At 66.8% G+C, this 17,247-nt stretch carries 16 protein-coding genes; 11 read left to right on the forward strand and 5 right to left on the reverse strand.

Annotation, left to right across the window (positions count from 1 at the left end; all coding sequences use genetic code 11):
* Positions 1-92: 92 nt before the first annotated feature.
* The gene (locus MBTS_RS20175) at positions 93-1,232 is read right to left on the reverse strand and encodes a GSCFA domain-containing protein (RefSeq protein ID WP_147832706.1); all 1,140 of its coding nucleotides are present in this window, start codon (positions 1,230-1,232) and stop codon (positions 93-95) included.
* 153 nt (positions 1,233-1,385) lie between these two features.
* Positions 1,386-2,615, reverse strand: a complete 1,230-nt coding sequence (locus MBTS_RS20180) for an SDR family oxidoreductase (RefSeq protein ID WP_238254086.1) — start codon at positions 2,613-2,615, stop codon at positions 1,386-1,388.
* A 371-nt stretch (positions 2,616-2,986) separates the two neighbouring features.
* On the opposite strand from MBTS_RS20180, the gene MBTS_RS20185 reads away from it, so the two are divergent.
* The 4 genes from MBTS_RS20185 (at position 2,987) to MBTS_RS20200 (ending at position 5,296) form a co-directional block, all read left to right on the forward strand.
* Positions 2,987-3,277 (forward strand): GlsB/YeaQ/YmgE family stress response membrane protein, encoded by a 291-nt coding sequence (locus tag MBTS_RS20185; protein ID WP_018043105.1) that lies wholly within the window; start codon positions 2,987-2,989, stop codon positions 3,275-3,277.
* A gap of 104 nt (positions 3,278-3,381) precedes the next feature.
* Entirely contained in the window at positions 3,382-4,350 is a 969-nt protein-coding gene (lipA, locus tag MBTS_RS20190) for a lipoyl synthase (RefSeq protein WP_056141717.1), read from the forward strand.
* Positions 4,351-4,356: 6 nt separating this feature from the next.
* Complete coding sequence (locus tag MBTS_RS20195) at positions 4,357-4,812, forward strand: type II toxin-antitoxin system RatA family toxin (protein ID WP_056141533.1); 456 nt, start codon at positions 4,357-4,359, stop codon at positions 4,810-4,812.
* Between the two features lie 223 nt (positions 4,813-5,035).
* Positions 5,036-5,296, forward strand: coding sequence for a PepSY domain-containing protein (locus tag MBTS_RS20200; RefSeq protein ID WP_192216335.1), 261 nt, complete (start codon positions 5,036-5,038; stop codon positions 5,294-5,296).
* Between the two features lie 207 nt (positions 5,297-5,503).
* Here the strand turns inward: MBTS_RS20200 and MBTS_RS20205 are convergent, their stop codons facing one another.
* Both MBTS_RS20205 and MBTS_RS20210 read right to left on the reverse strand, forming a co-directional pair.
* Positions 5,504-6,013 (reverse strand): CinA family protein, encoded by a 510-nt coding sequence (locus MBTS_RS20205; protein WP_192216336.1) that lies wholly within the window; start codon positions 6,011-6,013, stop codon positions 5,504-5,506.
* Positions 6,010-7,281 (reverse strand): bifunctional 2-C-methyl-D-erythritol 4-phosphate cytidylyltransferase/2-C-methyl-D-erythritol 2,4-cyclodiphosphate synthase, encoded by a 1,272-nt coding sequence (locus MBTS_RS20210; RefSeq protein ID WP_147832698.1) that lies wholly within the window; start codon positions 7,279-7,281, stop codon positions 6,010-6,012. The genes MBTS_RS20205 and MBTS_RS20210 overlap by 4 nt, the downstream gene beginning before the upstream one ends.
* A 134-nt stretch (positions 7,282-7,415) precedes the next feature.
* Between MBTS_RS20210 and dusB the strand changes: the two genes are divergently transcribed.
* The 7 genes from dusB (at position 7,416) to MBTS_RS20245 (ending at position 15,821) form a co-directional block, all read left to right on the forward strand.
* On the forward strand, positions 7,416-8,462 hold the full coding sequence (gene dusB / locus MBTS_RS20215; RefSeq protein ID WP_192216337.1) for a tRNA dihydrouridine synthase DusB: 1,047 nt from the start codon (positions 7,416-7,418) through the stop codon (positions 8,460-8,462).
* Positions 8,459-9,598, forward strand: a complete 1,140-nt coding sequence (locus MBTS_RS20220; RefSeq protein ID WP_018043113.1) for a two-component system sensor histidine kinase NtrB — start codon at positions 8,459-8,461, stop codon at positions 9,596-9,598. Before dusB ends, MBTS_RS20220 begins: the two co-directional genes overlap by 4 nt.
* Before the next feature lie 9 nt (positions 9,599-9,607).
* Positions 9,608-11,071, forward strand: coding sequence for a nitrogen regulation protein NR(I) (gene ntrC, locus MBTS_RS20225; protein ID WP_056252880.1), 1,464 nt, complete (start codon positions 9,608-9,610; stop codon positions 11,069-11,071).
* Positions 11,068-11,679 (forward strand): DUF6886 family protein, encoded by a 612-nt coding sequence (locus tag MBTS_RS20230; protein ID WP_192216338.1) that lies wholly within the window; start codon positions 11,068-11,070, stop codon positions 11,677-11,679. The genes ntrC and MBTS_RS20230 overlap by 4 nt, the downstream gene beginning before the upstream one ends.
* Before the next feature lie 171 nt (positions 11,680-11,850).
* Positions 11,851-13,578, forward strand: coding sequence for a GGDEF domain-containing protein (locus MBTS_RS20235; RefSeq protein WP_192216339.1), 1,728 nt, complete (start codon positions 11,851-11,853; stop codon positions 13,576-13,578).
* A 630-nt stretch (positions 13,579-14,208) separates the two neighbouring features.
* Positions 14,209-15,393 carry an MFS transporter gene (locus MBTS_RS20240; RefSeq protein ID WP_238254087.1) on the forward strand — a complete coding sequence of 395 codons (1,185 nt, stop codon included), beginning with the start codon at positions 14,209-14,211 and terminating at the stop codon, positions 15,391-15,393.
* Between the two features lie 47 nt (positions 15,394-15,440).
* The gene (locus tag MBTS_RS20245) at positions 15,441-15,821 is read left to right on the forward strand and encodes an NUDIX hydrolase (RefSeq protein ID WP_308444993.1); all 381 of its coding nucleotides are present in this window, start codon (positions 15,441-15,443) and stop codon (positions 15,819-15,821) included.
* A gap of 113 nt (positions 15,822-15,934) precedes the next feature.
* On the opposite strand, the gene oxlT is transcribed toward MBTS_RS20245, so the two are convergent.
* Entirely contained in the window at positions 15,935-17,209 is a 1,275-nt protein-coding gene (gene oxlT, locus MBTS_RS20250) for an oxalate/formate MFS antiporter (protein ID WP_056141558.1), read from the reverse strand.
* Positions 17,210-17,247: the final 38 nt, after the last annotated feature.

Genomic DNA, 17,247 nt, shown 5'->3' on the forward strand with positions numbered 1-17,247 from the left:
CGCGCCCGAGCCGGACGCCCTTCGCTCAGGTTAATGGCCGACCGGCCCATTGGCTACGTCAAAGGGAGAGGAGAGCGAACGCCATGCGGTGGTCATGGAGCTTTGCGCCGGGCGGCCTGACGTTCCTGAATCCGTTCGGCCCGTCGCTGCTGGGCTTCGGCTGCCCTCAGCTCGATCCTCAGCGCTCGGCGCCGCTCGATGATGTCGTCGATCCTGCCCTGATCGATCTCGTCCCAGGTCCGATCGCTGCCGGCCATGCCCTTGTCTTCGCGGAGTGCCGCGCGGAACGCCTTACCGACGAAATCCTGAGGAAAGTCGTTCAGGCAGAAGTAGTTCTCGAAGATCTTCATATTGAGATCGACCACCGGCAGGCAGACGTGACGCCGATCCGACCGAAACGGTCTGAGAAAATTGCTCGTGACGATCTCGTAGCTCGGAAAATAGAACAGCTTGTCGTCCTCCGGCTTCGTCTCGCGATAATGCTGGTCGATCGCGGCGCGCAGGATCGCCTTTGAGACGGAGTTCGCGGCTTCGCAGGCGAGGGGACGGAACGTCGCCGTCAACGCCACCGGCGACAGGGTGAAGATGATCGTCGCCGTAGGCCGGAAGCGCCGGATGAGCGCGTGGATGGCTCGAATGTTGTCGAGACTTTCCCCGAACTCGCTGACACGGAATTTGTGTCTCGTCCCATCGAAGACTTCCCGCGGCGGTGCCCGCCAGAAGACTTCCTTGGTGACGTCGTCGTACCAGATCTCGCTCAAACCAAATGTAATGATGAAGACATCGGCCTCATCGAACAATTGCTTTGTCTCGAGCCGGGCTGTCTCGTCGTAGCCGAAATCTTCCGCCTTGTAGCCGTGCCAGAGCGCCTGCCTCGGCACGCGATCGAGCCAGGCCCATTCGAATTGTTGGCGGATCGCATGGGTATGGACCATCCCATCCCCCATCTGTGTCACATAGGCCTTGCTACGCGTCTTGTTCGTGACGTTGTAGCCGGCCTCGTGGAGATAATCCGCCACGTGCGAAGCAAAGCAGGAGCCGAAGGCGACGATCGGCGCCGATTTGTCGATGAACGGCCGCTCGGGCATCAGGCCTTTCACGAGATACTCGGCTACGGCGTCGTCGCGCTGCAGCGATGAGTCGGTCGGATAGAAGCTCGGATTCTCGCCGCGGAAGTAACTGCCTGAGGTTTTTTTCAGAACACCGTCCTGGACGAACTCGATCATTGTCATTGGCCGGGTGCTCCCTTCTGCGCCGAGACGTTCCGCGTCACCGCCGCTCATGGCACCTTCCACGCGTTCGGAACACCGTCTTTCACCTCAAGTGTCCGCCGCGAGACATCGCGGCCCGGCGCACGCCGGGCCGGGCCGACCATCACGGGCACGTCACGAGGAGATCGATCCGCGACGTTGGGAAGGCGATCGCGTGTTGATCTCCCGCGCCGGCATCGTCTCGGGCAGCGCAGGCGCAGGGCGGGCCGCGTCTCGCCGCGGCGTAGACCCGACCGCGAACTGCCCGAAATCCTCGCGGAACTGGTCGACGATCTCGCCGGAGGTCTCGATGCAGCGGCCGATATATTCAGAGAGCGCGGGGGGAGGGGCGAAGCCCTCAGCCAGGAGGCGGGTATTGTCGAAGGTCACGTCGAGTTCGCAGAACCGATAATAGGCCTGCAGCGCCCGGAACATCGCCACCTTGATCGCCTCGTCCATGCCGAAGACCTCGGTGAAGCGCCTGTGGAGGGTCGCCCGGTCGCGGGCGGAGAATTCCTCGTAGTGGCGCGGGCTCTCGGCCGGGTCGACGCGGTCGAGGGTGCGGCCGAGCTCGCTCCAGCGGGTGCGGCTCAGCATGCCGGCGGAGAGGTGGTAGGTCCGGTGGGCGAGGGCGGGCCTCGCGAGCATCTCCACCAGGGTGTCGGCCACCCAATCGGTGGGGACGATGTCGACGGTCCCGTCGCGGGAGCCGGCGACGAGCCGCAGCCGGTCGCAGGCGCGGATCACCCAGAGGATGCTCGAACCCGGCCGGGCGCCCAGCGTGGTGTGGCCGAGCACGATGGAGGGGCGTACGACCACCAGGGGCAGGTCGGCGAAATGGGACGCCAGCGACATTTCGGCCGCGGCTTTCGAGGCGCTGTAGGGCACGAGATGGATGGCCTCCGCGTCGGGGTAGCGCGTCTCGTCCACCGTCGCGGGCGGCTGGCCTCCGCAGATCATCGCCGTGCTCACATGGAGGAAACGGTCGAGCCGCGGCATCCGCGCCGCGCGCCGGGCCAGGGCCAGGGTGCCGTCATGGTTGGTCCGGTGGACTTTTTCCTGCGCCCACCACGACGTGTCGGCGGCCAGATGCAGAACCTGCGTCACCGCATCGAGGCGCGGATCGGCGATCGTGTCGGCATGGGTGAAATCCCCCGCGACGATCTCCACACGCTGCGCGAGACGCTGGGCGTTCAGGGCATTGGTGAAGCGCCCGAGACGCGCCGCGATGCGCTGACGCCCGGCCTCCTCGTCCGAGGCCCGCACCAGGCAGACCCATTCGGTATCCGTCTTCATCGCCAGGGCACGGTGCAGGACGGCACCACCGATGAGCCCCGTCGCACCCGTCAAAAGAATTCGACTCACGGCACTCGCTCCAACGGCCGCGTATCCGAAACGACGTCGCGGCAACCCAAAGAGAGTTAAGAGAACGTTAACGAGATGCTGACAAGTCGACGGAAATCAATACGTAGAATTTTACGGATCTATACGAAGCTTGTTCAGAATATAGTTAAAATTAATAATTAATTTTCCGCATCGTTCTTGCTCAGGCCGGGTATCGCGCCAGGAGCGGACGTTCCTCACGCCGAACGGTCGGCACCGTCGCGGGCGATCCGGCGTCGCAGTCCCCGCCCAGTTCCATGCCGCCGCGACTTGCGCTGCGGGGGAGAGCGTCACAGGTAGGACCCATAGCGGGGCGACCGGCACGCCCCGCTCCTTGCGAAGGAGCGACGGGTATGAATGGAGAAGTCTACGGTGCGCTGGGGCAACCGGGCGTGGGATTGTTCATGGCGATCGTCATCGGCGCCCTGGCGGGCTGGCTCGCGGAACAGTTCACCTCGGCGAATATGGGCCTCTTCGCCAACATCGCGATGGGCATCCTCGGCGGTCTTCTCGGCAACTATCTGGCCGCCAAGCTCCACATCCCGGTCTACGGCTTCTGGCGCAACCTGCTCTCGGCCACGGCGGGGGCGGTGATCATCATCACCATCTACAGGGCCATCCGCGGGCGCGGCATGAGCTACTGACAGGTTCGGCGGATCGTTTCCCGATCGTTTGCGATGCGGGAGCCGAGTCATTACCTTTCGAACCGAGCGCCGGCCCGTTGCCGGCGCAGCTTGCCCGGTATGCCATGGCCGTCGTCCTCGACCTCCTGCGAAACGACCAGCGCCCCCGGCACCCGGAAAAGGCGCATCGCCCGGACAACCCGATCCAGCGCAAGCCCGACTGGATCCGGGTGAAGGCACCGGGTTCGCCCGGCTGGAACGCCACCCGCGCCATCGTGAAGGAGCATGGCCTCGTCACGGTCTGCGAGGAGGCGGGCTGCCCCAATATCGGCGAGTGCTGGGAGAAGAAGCACGCCACCTTCATGATCATGGGCGACACCTGCACGCGGGCCTGCGCCTTCTGCAACGTGCGCACCGGCCTGCCCAACGCCCTCGACGGGGACGAGCCGGCCAAGATCGCCGATTCCGTGGCCAAGCTCGGCCTGCACCACGTGGTCATTACCTCGGTGGACCGCGACGACCTCGCCGATGGCGGGGCCATGCATTTCTTCCGCACCATCCGGGCCATCCGCGAGCGCAGTCCGGCCACCACGATCGAGGTGCTCACCCCCGATTTCCTGCGCAAGGACGGCGCGCTGGAACTGGTGGTGGAGGCGCGCCCCGACGTGTTCAACCACAACATGGAGACGGTGCCGGGCAACTATCTCACCGTCCGCCCCGGCGCGCGCTACTTCCATTCGGTGCGCCTGCTGCAGCGGGTGAAGGAGCTCGACCCCACCATCTTCACCAAGTCCGGCATCATGGTCGGCCTCGGCGAGGAGCGGAACGAGATCGTCCAGCTCATGGACGACCTGCGCTCGGCGGATGTGGACTTCCTCACCATCGGCCAGTACCTGCAGCCGACGAAGAAACACCACGAGGTGAAGCGCTTCGTCCCGCCCGACGAATTCAAGACCCTTGAAACCACCGCCTATTCCAAGGGTTTCCTCCTCGTCTCGGCGACGCCCCTGACCCGCTCCTCGCACCATGCGGGCGAGGATTTTTCACGATTGAAGGCCGCCCGGCTCGCTCGCCTCGCGCCTGCCAACGCCTGAGGGCCGATGCCTTCCTTCCGGATCAACCGCGCGGTGCGCCACTCGCCGCAGCAGATGTACGACCTCGTGGCCGACGTGGAACGCTATCCCGAATTCCTGCCGCTCTGCGAATCCCTGCGCGTCCTGCGCCGCCAGCCCGGCCCGGACGGCACCGAGATCCTCGTCGCCGAGATGGGGGTCGGCTACAAGGCGATCCGCGAGCGCTTCACCACCCGCGTCACCCTCGATCCGCAGAACCTGAAGATCGTCGCCGAATATATCGACGGGCCGTTCCGGCACCTCGAGAACCGCTGGGGTTTCAAGGAGAGGTCGCCGAGCGGCTGCGACGTCGACTTCTTCATCACCTACGAGTTCAAGAGCCGTACCCTCGGCCTCCTCATGGGCACGATGTTCGACCGCGCCTTCCGCAAGTTCACCGATGCGTTCGAGGGCAGGGCGGACCGGGTATACGGCGCCGCCTGACGCGCCGGTGCCCGTTCTCTGACAGGCTACTGGATCCACACATCTGCTCGACGGCCGCTCCTCTACCCATGAGGGGTCGACATGAGGCGCGACGGGCTCCCTCTCCTGAAAGGAGAGGGGATCCGTGCTGCCCGCGAGATGTGTGGCGCCGTAGATAAGACGGGCGGACAATGCCGCGCGGGACCCTAGATACAGGGACGCAACGCCACCGGAGAACACCCCCGTGAGACCGATCCCGATTCTCGCCCTCGCCCTCGCCTTGAATGCGGGCCTTGCCGGCTTCGCCGTGGCGGACCAGCCCGGCCCCGACTGGCTGCCGGTCGATCAGGTCAAGAAGGCGCTGATGGCCGAGGGCTACACCGAGATCACGAAGCTCGAGGCCGATGACGGCCATTGGGACGGCGAGGGCATCAAGAACGGCCAAAAGATGAAGTTCGATGCCGATCCGAAGACGGGCGCGATCCTCGGCGAAGTCGCCGAGTGAAAGCCGGTTTGATCGGATGTCTCACCGGATGGTGAGACCGAAGTCGGTCCTCCCATCGGACCGCCTCATCATGAGGTGACGCCGCACAGCGGCGGCCTCGAAGGAGCCCTCCAGATCGCGCGATGCTGGCTGGAAGCCTCCTTCGAGGCCGCTCCGCGGCACCTCAGGATGAGGTGAAGCCTTGGAAAAAAGCAACTGACATAGGCCTCAATCCGTCCCGACCGGCTCCACGGCCCTGCCGAACAGCTCCAGCGCCTCTGCCACAGCGAGGCGGCGGATCTCGGTGCGGCCGAGATCGCCGAAACGGCGCTCGATATGCCGGGTCGCGGCGCCACGGCGGGCGAGGCCGAAATGCACGAGGCCCACGGGCTTGGCCTCGCTGCCGCCGCCCGGGCCGGCGATGCCGGTGATCGAGACCGCCACATCCGCGTGCGAATGGGCGAGCGCCCCCTCCGCCATGGCGCGGGCCACGGATTTGCTCACCGCCCCGTAGGTGGCGATGAGGTCGGCGGGCACACCGAGCATTTCGGATTTGGCGTCGTTGGAATAGGTGACGAAGCCGCGCTCGACCACCACCGAGGAGCCGGGCACGGCCGTGAGCAGCCCGGCGACGAGGCCGCCGGTACAGGATTCGGCGCAGGCCGCGCGAAGCCCGGCGGCGGCATAGGCCGCCACCAGCGCCTCGGCGCGGGCGAGGAGCGCCGGGTCGTCGATCACGCCGCGTCGTCTTCCGGCAGGCGGATCGTCGCCGCCGCCTGGGCCGCGAGTCCCTCGGCGCGGCCGACGAAGCCGAGCTTCTCGGTGGTCGTCGCCTTGATGGAGACCGAGCTCAGCTTCACGCCGCAGATCTCGGCGATGCGGGCGCGGATGGCCTCGCGATGGGCGCCGATGCGCGGGGCTTCGGCCAGGACGGTGATGTCGAGATGGTCGATCCGGCCGCCCCGGTCGCGGACGAGCTTCACCGCATGGGCCAGGAAGCGGTCGGACGAGGCGCCGCGCCATTGCTCGTCGCTCGGCGGGAAATGCGTGCCGATGTCGCCATCCGCGATCGCCCCGAGGAGGGCGTCCGTGAGGGCGTGCAGCGCCACGTCCCCGTCGGAATGGGCCAGCACGCCGCGATCGGCGGGGATCTTCACGCCGCCGAGCCAGACATGGTCGCCTTCGGTGAAGGCATGGACGTCGAAGCCGGTCCCGAGGCGGGTCACGTAGGTCGTCATGGAATCGGTCTCTGGTTCGGAGGACAGGGCATCGCTGCCGGAAAAGCCGCGGTCGGCCTCGATCAGGTCCGAGGGCTGGGTGATCTTGCGGTTGCGCGGGTCGCCCTCGAACACCACCACGTCGAGCCCGGCCCATTCGGCCAAAGCCCCGTCATCGGTAAAGCCGTGGAGATCCGCCTCCGCCGCCTTGCGGTGGGCGGCGAGGAGGGGCGCGAAGGCGAAGGCCTGAGGGGTCTGGACGGCGCGCAGGGATTCGCGTGCGGGGGTCTCGCGCACCCGGCCGATCCCCGTCCCGGTATCCTCGACGATCTTGATCGTATCGGTGACGGCGATGCCGGGTACCGCCGCGCCATGGTCCCGGCCGGCGACGAGGGCGCGGTCGATCAAGGCCGTGTCCACATGCGGACGGGCGGCATCGTGGACGAGGACGAGACTTGGCGGGCCCGTCACCGCCGACCTCCCGGCCAAGGCTTCGAGACCAGACCTGACGGATTGCTGGCGCGTGGCGCCGCCCTCGACGGGGGCCGCGAGCTTGGCGCGCAGAACGGGGTCGAGTTCCGCGACGCAGGCGTGGTAGAACGAGGCCGCGTCCGCGGCGATCACGGGCTGGATCACCGCGAGGTCGGGATGCGCCGCCAGCGCGGCGAGGGTCCGCGTGAGGACCGCGCGTCCGCCGACGCTGCGATATTGCTTGGGAACGTCACCGCCGATGCGGATCCCGCGGCCGGCTGCGACGACCACCGCGGCGTTCCAGGCGGTGCCGGACATGGAAAAGTGCTCCCGCATCAGTTCGAGGTAGCGTGGATGGCTGGGGTGGTCTGTCGTTTAAGCGGGGCATAGCCTGAAATCAAATCGCGCAAGGCGCTTGCGTCGCCCCGGCGATTGTCTATTTGTTGGGCACAATGAAAGCTGATGATTATTTGAGCGTTCTGCGCTCGGGCGATGGCCAGGGTCAGGCCGGCGAGAAGGCAGGCGCCGCGGCTTCGGTGCCGGTCCTGCTCGCCCCCCTGTCGGGCGTCACCGACCTGCACATGCGTCGCATCGCGCGGCGTCTGGGTGCAAGCGCCGTCGTCTCGGAAATGGTGGCGGCGGCCGAATTCGCCCGTGGGGCGGAGGAGGCGCGCCTGCGGGCCGAGGGCGGCGGAGTCGATCCCCACGTGGTCCAGCTCGCCGGTTGCGTGCCCGAATCGATGGCGGAGGCCGCACGGCTGGCCGAGGCGAATGGCGCCGATGTGATCGACATCAACATGGGTTGCCCGGCCAAGACCGTCACCGGCGGGGAGGCGGGCTCCGCCCTGATGCGCGACATCGAGGGGGCCACGCGCATCCTCGCCGCCGTCCGCGCGGCGGTGGCGATCCCGGTCACGGTCAAGATGCGCCTCGGCTGGGACCATGCGAGCCTCAATGCCCCCGATCTCGCCCGGCGCGCCGAGGGGCTCGGCCTCGCGGCGGTGACGGTCCATGGCCGCACCCGGCAGCAATTCTACAAGGGCCAGGCCGATTGGGCCGCCATCCGCGCCGTGGTGGATGCGGTCTCGATCCCGGTCATCGCCAATGGCGACGTCGTCGATCTCGCCGGTGCGCGGGCCTGCCTCGCCGCATCGGGCGCCGCCGGGCTGATGATCGGCCGCGCGGCCCTGGGTCGTCCCTGGCTGGTGGGCGAGATCGCCGCCGGTCTCGCCGGCCGGGCACCGCGTTCCCTCGACGCCGAGGAGAAGACCGCCCTCGCCCTGGAGCATTACGAGGGGCTCCTCGCGCTCTACGGCCCCGCCATGGGCGTGCGCCACGCGCGCAAGCACTTGGCGGCCTACGTGGACGGGTCCGGCGCGCTCGGCCCCGACGACCGGACGCGGCTCCTCACCACCACCGATCCGGCCATCGCAGCGGACCTCCTGTCGAGGGCGATGCGGCACCCGCGCGTACCATTGGTCACCGAGGAGGCAGCGTGAGCGCGGACAAGGAACATGGCGGCCGGACCATCGCCCCGCCCACGAGCGAGGCGGTGATCAACGCCCTGCCGCTGCCGGTCATCACCATCGGCGCCGACGACCGCATCCTCCATGTGAACCACGCGGCGGAGACGTTCTTCGATCATTCCGCGCGGTTGATGCAGCGCCGGCACCTGCGCGACATCATCCCGTTCTCGTCCCCGATCAGCGCCCTCGTGGCCGAAGTGCGCCGCCGCAAGGCGAGCGTCAGCGAATACGGCGTCGAACTGGTCCAGCCGCGCTCCGGCCTGGAGCGCAACGTCGACGTCTTCGCGACCCCCCTCGGCGACGAGGAGGATGCGGTGGTGATGATGCTCCAGGAGCGCACCATCGCCGACAAGATGAACCGGCAGCTCACCCATCGCGGCGCCGCGCGCTCGATGATCGCGCTGGGCGCCATGCTCGCCCACGAGATCAAGAACCCGCTCGCGGGCATCCGCGGGGCGGCCCAGCTCCTCGAACAATCGGGCACCGAGGACGACCGCCTGCTCACCCGGCTGATCTGCGACGAATCCGACCGGATTGTCCGCATCGTCGAGCGGATGGAGTTGTTCGGCGACGAGCGCCCGGTGGAGCGCGGACCGGTCAACGTCCACGGCGTGCTCGATCAGGTGAAGCGCTCGGCCCAGTCGGGCTTTGCCCGGCACATCCGCTTCGTCGAGACCTACGACCCGTCGCTGCCCCCGGTCCTGGGCAATCGCGACCAGCTGATCCAGGTCATCCTCAATCTGGTGAAGAACGCCGCCGAGGCCATCGGCGCCGATGCGGTAGACGGCGAGATCACCCTCTCCACCGCCTTCCGCACCGGGCTGAAGATGCAGGTGCCCGGCACGCGGGAACGGGTGAGCCTGCCCATCGAAGTGGCGGTGCGGGACAACGGGCCGGGGGTCTCGGCCGAGCTCCTGCCCGACCTGTTCGACCCGTTCGTGACCACGAAAGCGCAGGGGTCCGGCCTCGGACTTGCACTTGCGGCCAAGATCATCGGCGATCACGGTGGCATCGTCGAATGCGATCCCGTGCCGCGCCGCACCACTTTCCGTCTCCTCCTTCCCATGTCGAGCGCCCGTGACGGGCGCGAGTCGGCCGCGGAGCAATAGAGTCGCGTCATGCCCAACGGCCACATCATCGTCGCGGACGACGACGCCGCCATCCGCACCGTCCTCAACCAGGCCCTGTCGCGGGCCGGCTACGAGGTCCGCTCCACCGGCAACTGCGCCACCCTCTGGCGCTGGGTCGCGCAAGGGGAGGGCGACCTCGTCATCACCGACGTGATGATGCCGGACGAGAACGTGTTCGACCTGCTGCCGCGCATCAAGCGCGTCCGGCCGGAACTGCCGATCATCGTCATGAGCGCGCAGAACACGTTCATGACCGCGATCCGCGCCTCCGAGCGCGGCGCCTACGAATACCTGCCCAAGCCCTTCGACCTGAAAGAGCTCATCGCCATCGTCGGCCGGGCGCTGTCGCGACCGCGCGGCACGCCCGCCCCCGGCGCCGATCCCGGCAACGAGGACATCCCGCTGGTGGGCCGCTCGCCGGCCATGCAGGAGATCTACCGGGCGCTCGCCCGCCTCATGCCCACCGACCTCACGGTGATGATCACCGGCGAGTCGGGCACCGGCAAGGAGCTGGTGGCCCGCGCGCTGCACGATTACGGCCGTCGCCGCTCCGGGCCGTTCGTGCCGGTGAACATGGCGGCGATCCCGCGCGACCTCATTGAATCCGAGCTGTTCGGCCATGAGAAGGGCGCCTTCACCGGCGCGCTCTCGCGCTCTGCCGGCCGGTTCGAGCAGGCGGAAGGCGGCACGCTCTTCCTCGACGAGATCGGCGACATGCCGATGGAGGCCCAGACCCGCCTCCTACGCGTGCTGCAGCAGGGCGAATACACCACCGTGGGCGGCCGGGTGCCGATCAAGACCAATGTCCGCATCATCGCGGCCACCAACAAGGACCTGCGCGTCTCGATCCAGCAGGGCATCTTCCGCGAGGATCTGTTCTTCCGGCTCAACGTGGTGCCGCTGCGCCTGCCCGCGCTGCGCGAGCGCTCGGAGGACGTGCCCGACCTGATCCGCCACTTCTTCATCCTGGTGGAGAAGGAGGGCCTGAGCCGCAAGCAGCTCGACGGCGAAGCGATGGAGCGCCTGAAGCGCTATCGCTGGCCCGGCAACGTGCGCGAACTCGAGAACCTCGTCCGGCGTCTCGCCGCCCTGTATCCGCAGGAGACGATCACCGGCCCGGTGATCGAGGCCGAGCTCGATACGCTGCCCCTCGCCCAGCCGCAGGCCAACGGTTCGGCCGCCAGGAAATCGGGCGGGGCCGACAACGAGACCCTCTCGGGGGCGGTGGAGCGCCATCTCGCCGAGTATTTCAGCGGCTATCGCGACACGCTGCCCCCGCCCGGCCTCTACCACCGAATCTTGCGCGAGATCGAAGGCCCGCTGATCGGCGCGGCCCTGGCCGCCACCCGCGGCAACCAGATCCGCGCGGCCGAACTGCTCGGCGTCAACCGCAACACCCTGCGCAAGAAGGTGCGGGACCTCGACCTTCAGGTCTTCCGCAACGCGCGGTGAGCCCGAACGACACGCACGGCGAACCGAAAGACCTGTTCCACTTCGGCGAAGACCCGGCCATCCGGGTCTTCGCGCCGCGCCCCGTCCGCGTCGGCGTGGATCGCGGAGAGGCGGGGGCCTGGCTGAACGGCCCCCTGGTCTGGGCGATCGATGACGCCCACAGCCTGCTCTACCTGTTCCCGCGCGACTGCCCCCGGATCGTGATCTGGCCCACCGAACGGACCTCGCCGGAGGATCGGCGCAGGTGGTTCGGCGACGTCACCGGCCGCGCCGTGGCTTATGTAGAGGAGGATTGGGCCGAGCGGATCGCCACCGCCGCGATCGAGCGCTACCGCATGCCGCCCGAAACCTTCGAACCCACCGGCGAGCTTGGCACCTGGGTGTCGAAGAGCCCGGTCGTCCCCACCGGCCACGACACGATCCGGGACCTGCCCGGTGCGATGGCGGCGGCAGGCCTCGAACTCCGCACCTTGCCCCGCCTCACGCCGCTCGCGCCGATCTGGCGCTCCACCCTCCACGCCAGCGGCATCCGCCTCAGGAACGCGCAGGATTGGGTGACTCCGGAGGGCGGGCCGCCGAAGCCGATCGCGGATGCTCGTGTGCGGTGAGGGGACGCTCCGCCATGGCCGAGCGGGAGCGAACCGCGGACCGTCCCCCGAAACGCAGCGGCTCAAAAAACCAATCTCTTAGCCATCTTCGTTCACGCGGAGACAGGAGGTTGGTGCCTTTCTGTCTCCCGCGTGCCGATCCGTGTCGGTTCCGATATCGTAGGACCGGCAATGGCACTGAGTGAGCGCGAAGCGGGTGTTGCGACGGCAAGCACCCGGCGCGGCAATGGCCGGCATCGCCTTGCCACTCAGGTCGGTCTCGTCGTGGTCATGATCACGATCGTGCTCTCGGGCTTCTTCTACACCAACCGGCACCAGCAGGCTCTCATCGACCTGCGCGAGGGCGGGCGGCAGATGCGCATCGCCCAGGAAGCGCTCATGGGCGCGGAAGCCTACGTCCTCAACAGAGCCCTCGGCGACCGGGACACCGAATACAGCGAGTACAGCCGCGCCTTCGAATCGCTCCATAGCCGTCGCGATACGCATCTGGCTCGCCTCGATCCTTTCCTCAGGATGCCCGACGGGACCAGCACGTCCGCCGACGCCAGCATCAAGTCGCTCGAAGCCATCTGGACGGACGCTCTCGAACTCGTCCGGGCCGGAAGGCTGGAGGCGGCCCAGTCCCTGCTCAAGGAACGCAGGAGTGCCGCTCTGATCGGCACGATGCGTCGCGCGTTCGATGCCTTCCTGGCGGACTGGAACTCGCACTTCGCCGATCACGAGACGCGCATCGAGATCGGCAAGAGCATCGTGTTGCTCTCGCAGATTCTGATTGCCGGAATCATGATCTTCGCATTCCGGTCGAGCGCGCGAGATGCCCAGGCCCGGGCGACGGCCATCGCCGACATGGACGCGTCCAGAACACAGATCGGTCATCTGTTCGAGATGACGGACATGCTCCAGAGCGCCACAGACCATCACGATGCGAACGCGGTCCTGCGAGCCACCGCCGGCGAACTGATCGGCGGCTTCAGCGGAGCGCTCTACGTCTTCAACAACTCACGGGACCGCCTCGTCCTCTCGACCTCCTGGGCGTGCGAGGATGGATCGCCCCCGCCGGAGGTGATCGCGATCAACCAGTGCTGGGCCATGAAGCGCGGCAAGCCGCACATCAACCGCAGCGGCTCCAGAGCCCTCTGCTGTGAGCACCATGCCTCCGGTCTCGCCGCCCTCGAAATCCCGATGGTCGCGCGGGGCGAGAATCTCGGCCTTCTTCAGGTCTTCGCGCAGGGTTCGGGCGCGGAGGAACGCCTGGCTGCCATCCTGCCGCTGAGCTCGGCGCTCGGGGACGCGATGTCGCTCGCCCTGTCCAACATCGCGCTGCGCGAGAAGCTGCGCAACCAGGCGCTCCGCGATCCGCTGACGGGCCTCTACAACCGACGTTACATGGAGGACAGTCTCGACCGATATGTCCGCATCGCCGAGCGCGAGGGGCGGAAGGTCTCGGTGATCATGATCGACCTCGACCACTTCAAGCGCCTCAACGACGAGCACGGCCATGCGACGGGGGACGCGGTTCTGAGGGAGGCGGCGGCAGCGATCGTCGGAGCGCTCCGGGAAACCGATGTCGCCTGTCGCTACGGTGGCGAGGAAATGATCGTGTTTCTCCCCGATTGCAGCCTCGAGGATGCAGCGCTCAAGGCAGAACAGATCCGGGAACGGATAGAGGCTCTGTCCGGAGGCCATGGCGCGAAGGTCTCAGCATCGCTGGGCGTGTCCTCCCTGCCGAGCACGTCGAGCAACAGCGCCGACCTCGTCAAGGCCGCCGACACGGCCCTCTATCGCGCCAAGCACGGCGGACGAAACCAGGTCGCGGTCGCCCCGGTTCAATCGGGCTGGCGTGCCGACCGCGAAGGGCCGGCCAGCCCACAGGCGCATCTTCGCGTCGCGGCCGGATAATTTTTCGACGCAACTCGGCGAGGGCTCGCCCCAACCCGGACATCCTCTCCGTATCGCCGAGCGCCCGAGCGCGGATCGTCCCGGGGCCTGCTCGGGGTCGATCAGAGAGAGGATCGCGAAGACCGCAAGCCAGGAGCCCTGGAGGAGATTGGCCCCGGCCGCGATCAGGCGCTCCACCCTGCATGCGAGCGGCATCCGTCTCGGGAACACGCAGGACTGGGTGCCTCCGAAGGGCGAACCGCCGAAGCCGATCGCGGGTGCTCGCGTGCGGTGAGGTGATGGTTGGGTTGTAAGGCGGACGTCTGTCGTGGGTGGATGACGGCCCCTGTCCCAAGAATGATGGTCCGCGGCATCATGTGTCATGACTTGCCGGATATCTCGCAGACTAAACGAGTCGATTATTAATTATGATTCATCATATTTCAAAGTAAAATATGTAAAATTACTTCAAGATTTTATTTATTTCTCTTCTGTTGAACGATTTTACTGAAAATTGTCAAATGCTATTTTTGAATTAATCAGTCGAACGATCTACGACAAACACTTACTTGGTGTGCCCGGGACGCCACTCGATAAATTTCGAAAAATCATTATCCGGTCGCCTGACACGTTTGTCTGAGGAGAGAACGTTTGGCCGAGGATCGTGTTCGCTCTGCTTCCCGGACATGGCTTTCGATCTCGGTGCTCGGCATCGCCGCGTTCACGATGGTCTCGACCGAATTCGCCCCGATCGGGCTGATGACGCAGATGGCCGTCGATCTCGGGGAAGCCCAGGCCACCATCGGTCTCACCGTCACCCTCTACGCCTGGTTCGGAGCGCTCAGCGGTCTTCTCGCGCCGACACTCGTCGGACGCGTCCCGCGCAAGGCTCTCCTGATCGGCCTCATGCTCGTCATCGCCGCCTCGAACGCGATCGCGCTCCTATCGCTGTCCCTGGAGGCGCTGTTCCTCGCCCGCTTCGTGGGCTCCGTAGCACACGGCGTCTTCTGGGCGACGGTTGCCGCCTTTGCCATGGACATCGCCCCGCCTCATCGAACGGGGCTGGCGACCTCCATCGTCTTCGGCGGCATTTCCGTCGCCACGGTCATGGGTGTTCCGGCGGTGAACATGGCGGGGCAGGTGATGGGATGGCGCGGCGCGTTCGGCGCGCTCGGGCTGCTCGGTCTGCTGACGGCCGTCTCGATGGTGGTGACGCTTCCGAACCTGACGACCTCGGCGAGCGGCCGGGAGGCGACGCTCGCCGATGCCATCAGTGAGCGGACACTCCGCCCGATCTACGCCATCACCGCGCTGATCGGGGCGGTTCATTTCGCGGCCTACACCTTTGCCGAACCGTTCATCGCGGCGCTTCCGGGCATCGTGCCGAATGCGGTCCCGATCTTCCTGTTCGCCTTCGGTGCGGCAGGGCTTCTCGGCAGCGTTCTCGGCGCATGGCTGATCGATCGCTTCCTGCACGAGGTCATCCTCTGTGCGCTCACGGCCATGGGACTGGCCCTGATCCTCATGGGAACGTCGAGCACGGCCCTCGGTCTTGCCGGCGTCGGAGCATGCCTCGTGGTCTGGGGCGCGGCGATCTCGATGCTGTTCGCGACGCTGCAGACTTGGATTCTGAAGGCGGCGGGCCCGCTGGCGACGCCAGCGGCAGCCGTTCACACGGCCGTCCTGAACACGGCGATCGGCATCGGCGCCATGGCGGGATCCGTCCTGCTCGATCGATGGGGCACCTTCACCGTCATGCTCGGTGCCGGGATCGGCGCGATGCTGACCCTGGGCCTCGCCTTGATACCGCAAGGACGGAGGAGACAAACCATTTGACGAACTCCCCGTCCGATACAGCGCCCGTCATTCGCATCGCGGCAGCTTTGATTTTCGATTCGCAAGGCCAGATGCTTCTCGTGCGAAAGCGAGGGTCCTCGTTCTTCATGCAGGCGGGAGGAAAGATCGAGCCGGGAGAGACCCCGCGCGCGGCTTTAGGGCGAGAGCTGAAGGAAGAGCTCGGTGTGGAGCTTCCGCCCGAAGCGTTTCATCTCGGCCGTTTCGTCGCGGAAGCCGCGAACGAAGACGGACACTGGGTGGACGCCGAACTCTACGGCTTCCTCCTCGACCAGCACGTCTCCCCCGCAGCCGAAATCGAAGAGGTCGTCTGGGCTTCCGAAACGATGCTGCCAACGATCAAGCTCGCGCCCCTGACGTGCAACGAGGTCATGCCGCTGGCCCGGCGAATGCGACTGTCGAAATTGTAAATCTCGATCCATCGAACAGACGGATCGATGGGCGCCATACGACGAAGCGCGGGCGGGTTTCCCCGTCCGCGCTTAGAAAGATCGACCCGGCCGCGAGGGTCGGGACGTGAGCGTCAGGCCATGGCGGGTTTGGCCGACATGGCGCGCGTCTCGCCGAGGCCGAGCCAGTTCCGGCGCATGGGCTTGAGGACGAAATAGGCGAGGATCGCGGTCAGCACGTCGAGGGTGATGATGATGGCGAAGACCGGGAGCCAGGAGCCCTGGACCAGGTAGATCCAGGCGGCGATCGGTCCGCCGAAGAGCGAGCCGATGCCCTGCGCCATGTAGAGGAAGCCGTAATTGGTGGTGGCGTGCTTGGTGCCGAATGTGTCGGTGAGGATCGAGGGGAACAGCGAGAAGATCTCGCCCCAGGCGAAGAACACGACGCCCGAGAGCAGGGCGAAGGCATAGGGATTCTCGCGGAAGACCAGCAGGAGGGCGATGGCCGCCGCCTCGGCGGCAAACGCGATGCCCATCGTGTTCTCGCGGCCGATCTTGTCCGAGACCCAGCCGAAGAAGGGCCGGGTGAGGCCGTTGGTGATGCGGTCGAAGGTCAGGGCGAAGGGCAGGGCCACGAAGCCGAAGATGATCGCGTCGGCCACACCGAAGTCGCGGGCGAAGGAGGCGAAGTTCGCCACCACCATCAGGCCGCCGGTGGACATCATCGTCATCATCGCGAACATCAGCCAGAACAGCGGCGTCTTCAGCATCTCCTTCGGGGCGGTGTCGTGGACGCAGGTCGAGAGGTTGCGGGCCGGGGCCGGCAGGACCTCGTCGGCGCGGGGAGCCCTGAGGCCGAGGGCGGCCAGCGCGCCCACGGCGCCGAGGACGATGCCGAACACCGTCAGCGTGTGGCGGTAGCCCGAGGCGGTGAGCATGTCGCTGATCGGGAAGGTGCTCAGCATCGCGCCCATGCCGTAGCCGGCGGCGACCACGCCTACGGCGAAGCCCCGGCGATCGGGAAACCACTTCACCATCAGGCCGACGATGCCGACATAGACGATGCCGGTGCCGAGACCGCAGAACAGGCCGTAGGTGGCGTAGACGCCCCAGAGCGTGTCGACGCGGGCGGCCAGCACCCAGCCGAGGCCCGAGAGGATGGCGCCCAGCGCGATCATCAGCTTGGGGCTGAACCGGTCGATCAGGTAGCCCTGGACGGGCGAGAAGAAGGTCTGCAGCACGATCAGGATCGTGAAGGTCCATTGCAGCTGCGGCAGGCTCGCGCCCGTCGTCGCGATCAGCGGCTTGGTGAACAGCGTCCAGACGTATTGCGGGCTGGAAATCGCCATCATGGCGACGAGGCCGAGGCCGAGCTGGATCCAGCGCTGCCGGGAAAGATTCGTATCCATTATGCACTCCATGCTGCGGGCACGGAGAAGCAAAGTGT

The organism is Methylobacterium bullatum (assembly GCF_014845095.1).
Taxonomy (GTDB): domain Bacteria; phylum Pseudomonadota; class Alphaproteobacteria; order Rhizobiales; family Beijerinckiaceae; genus Methylobacterium; species Methylobacterium bullatum.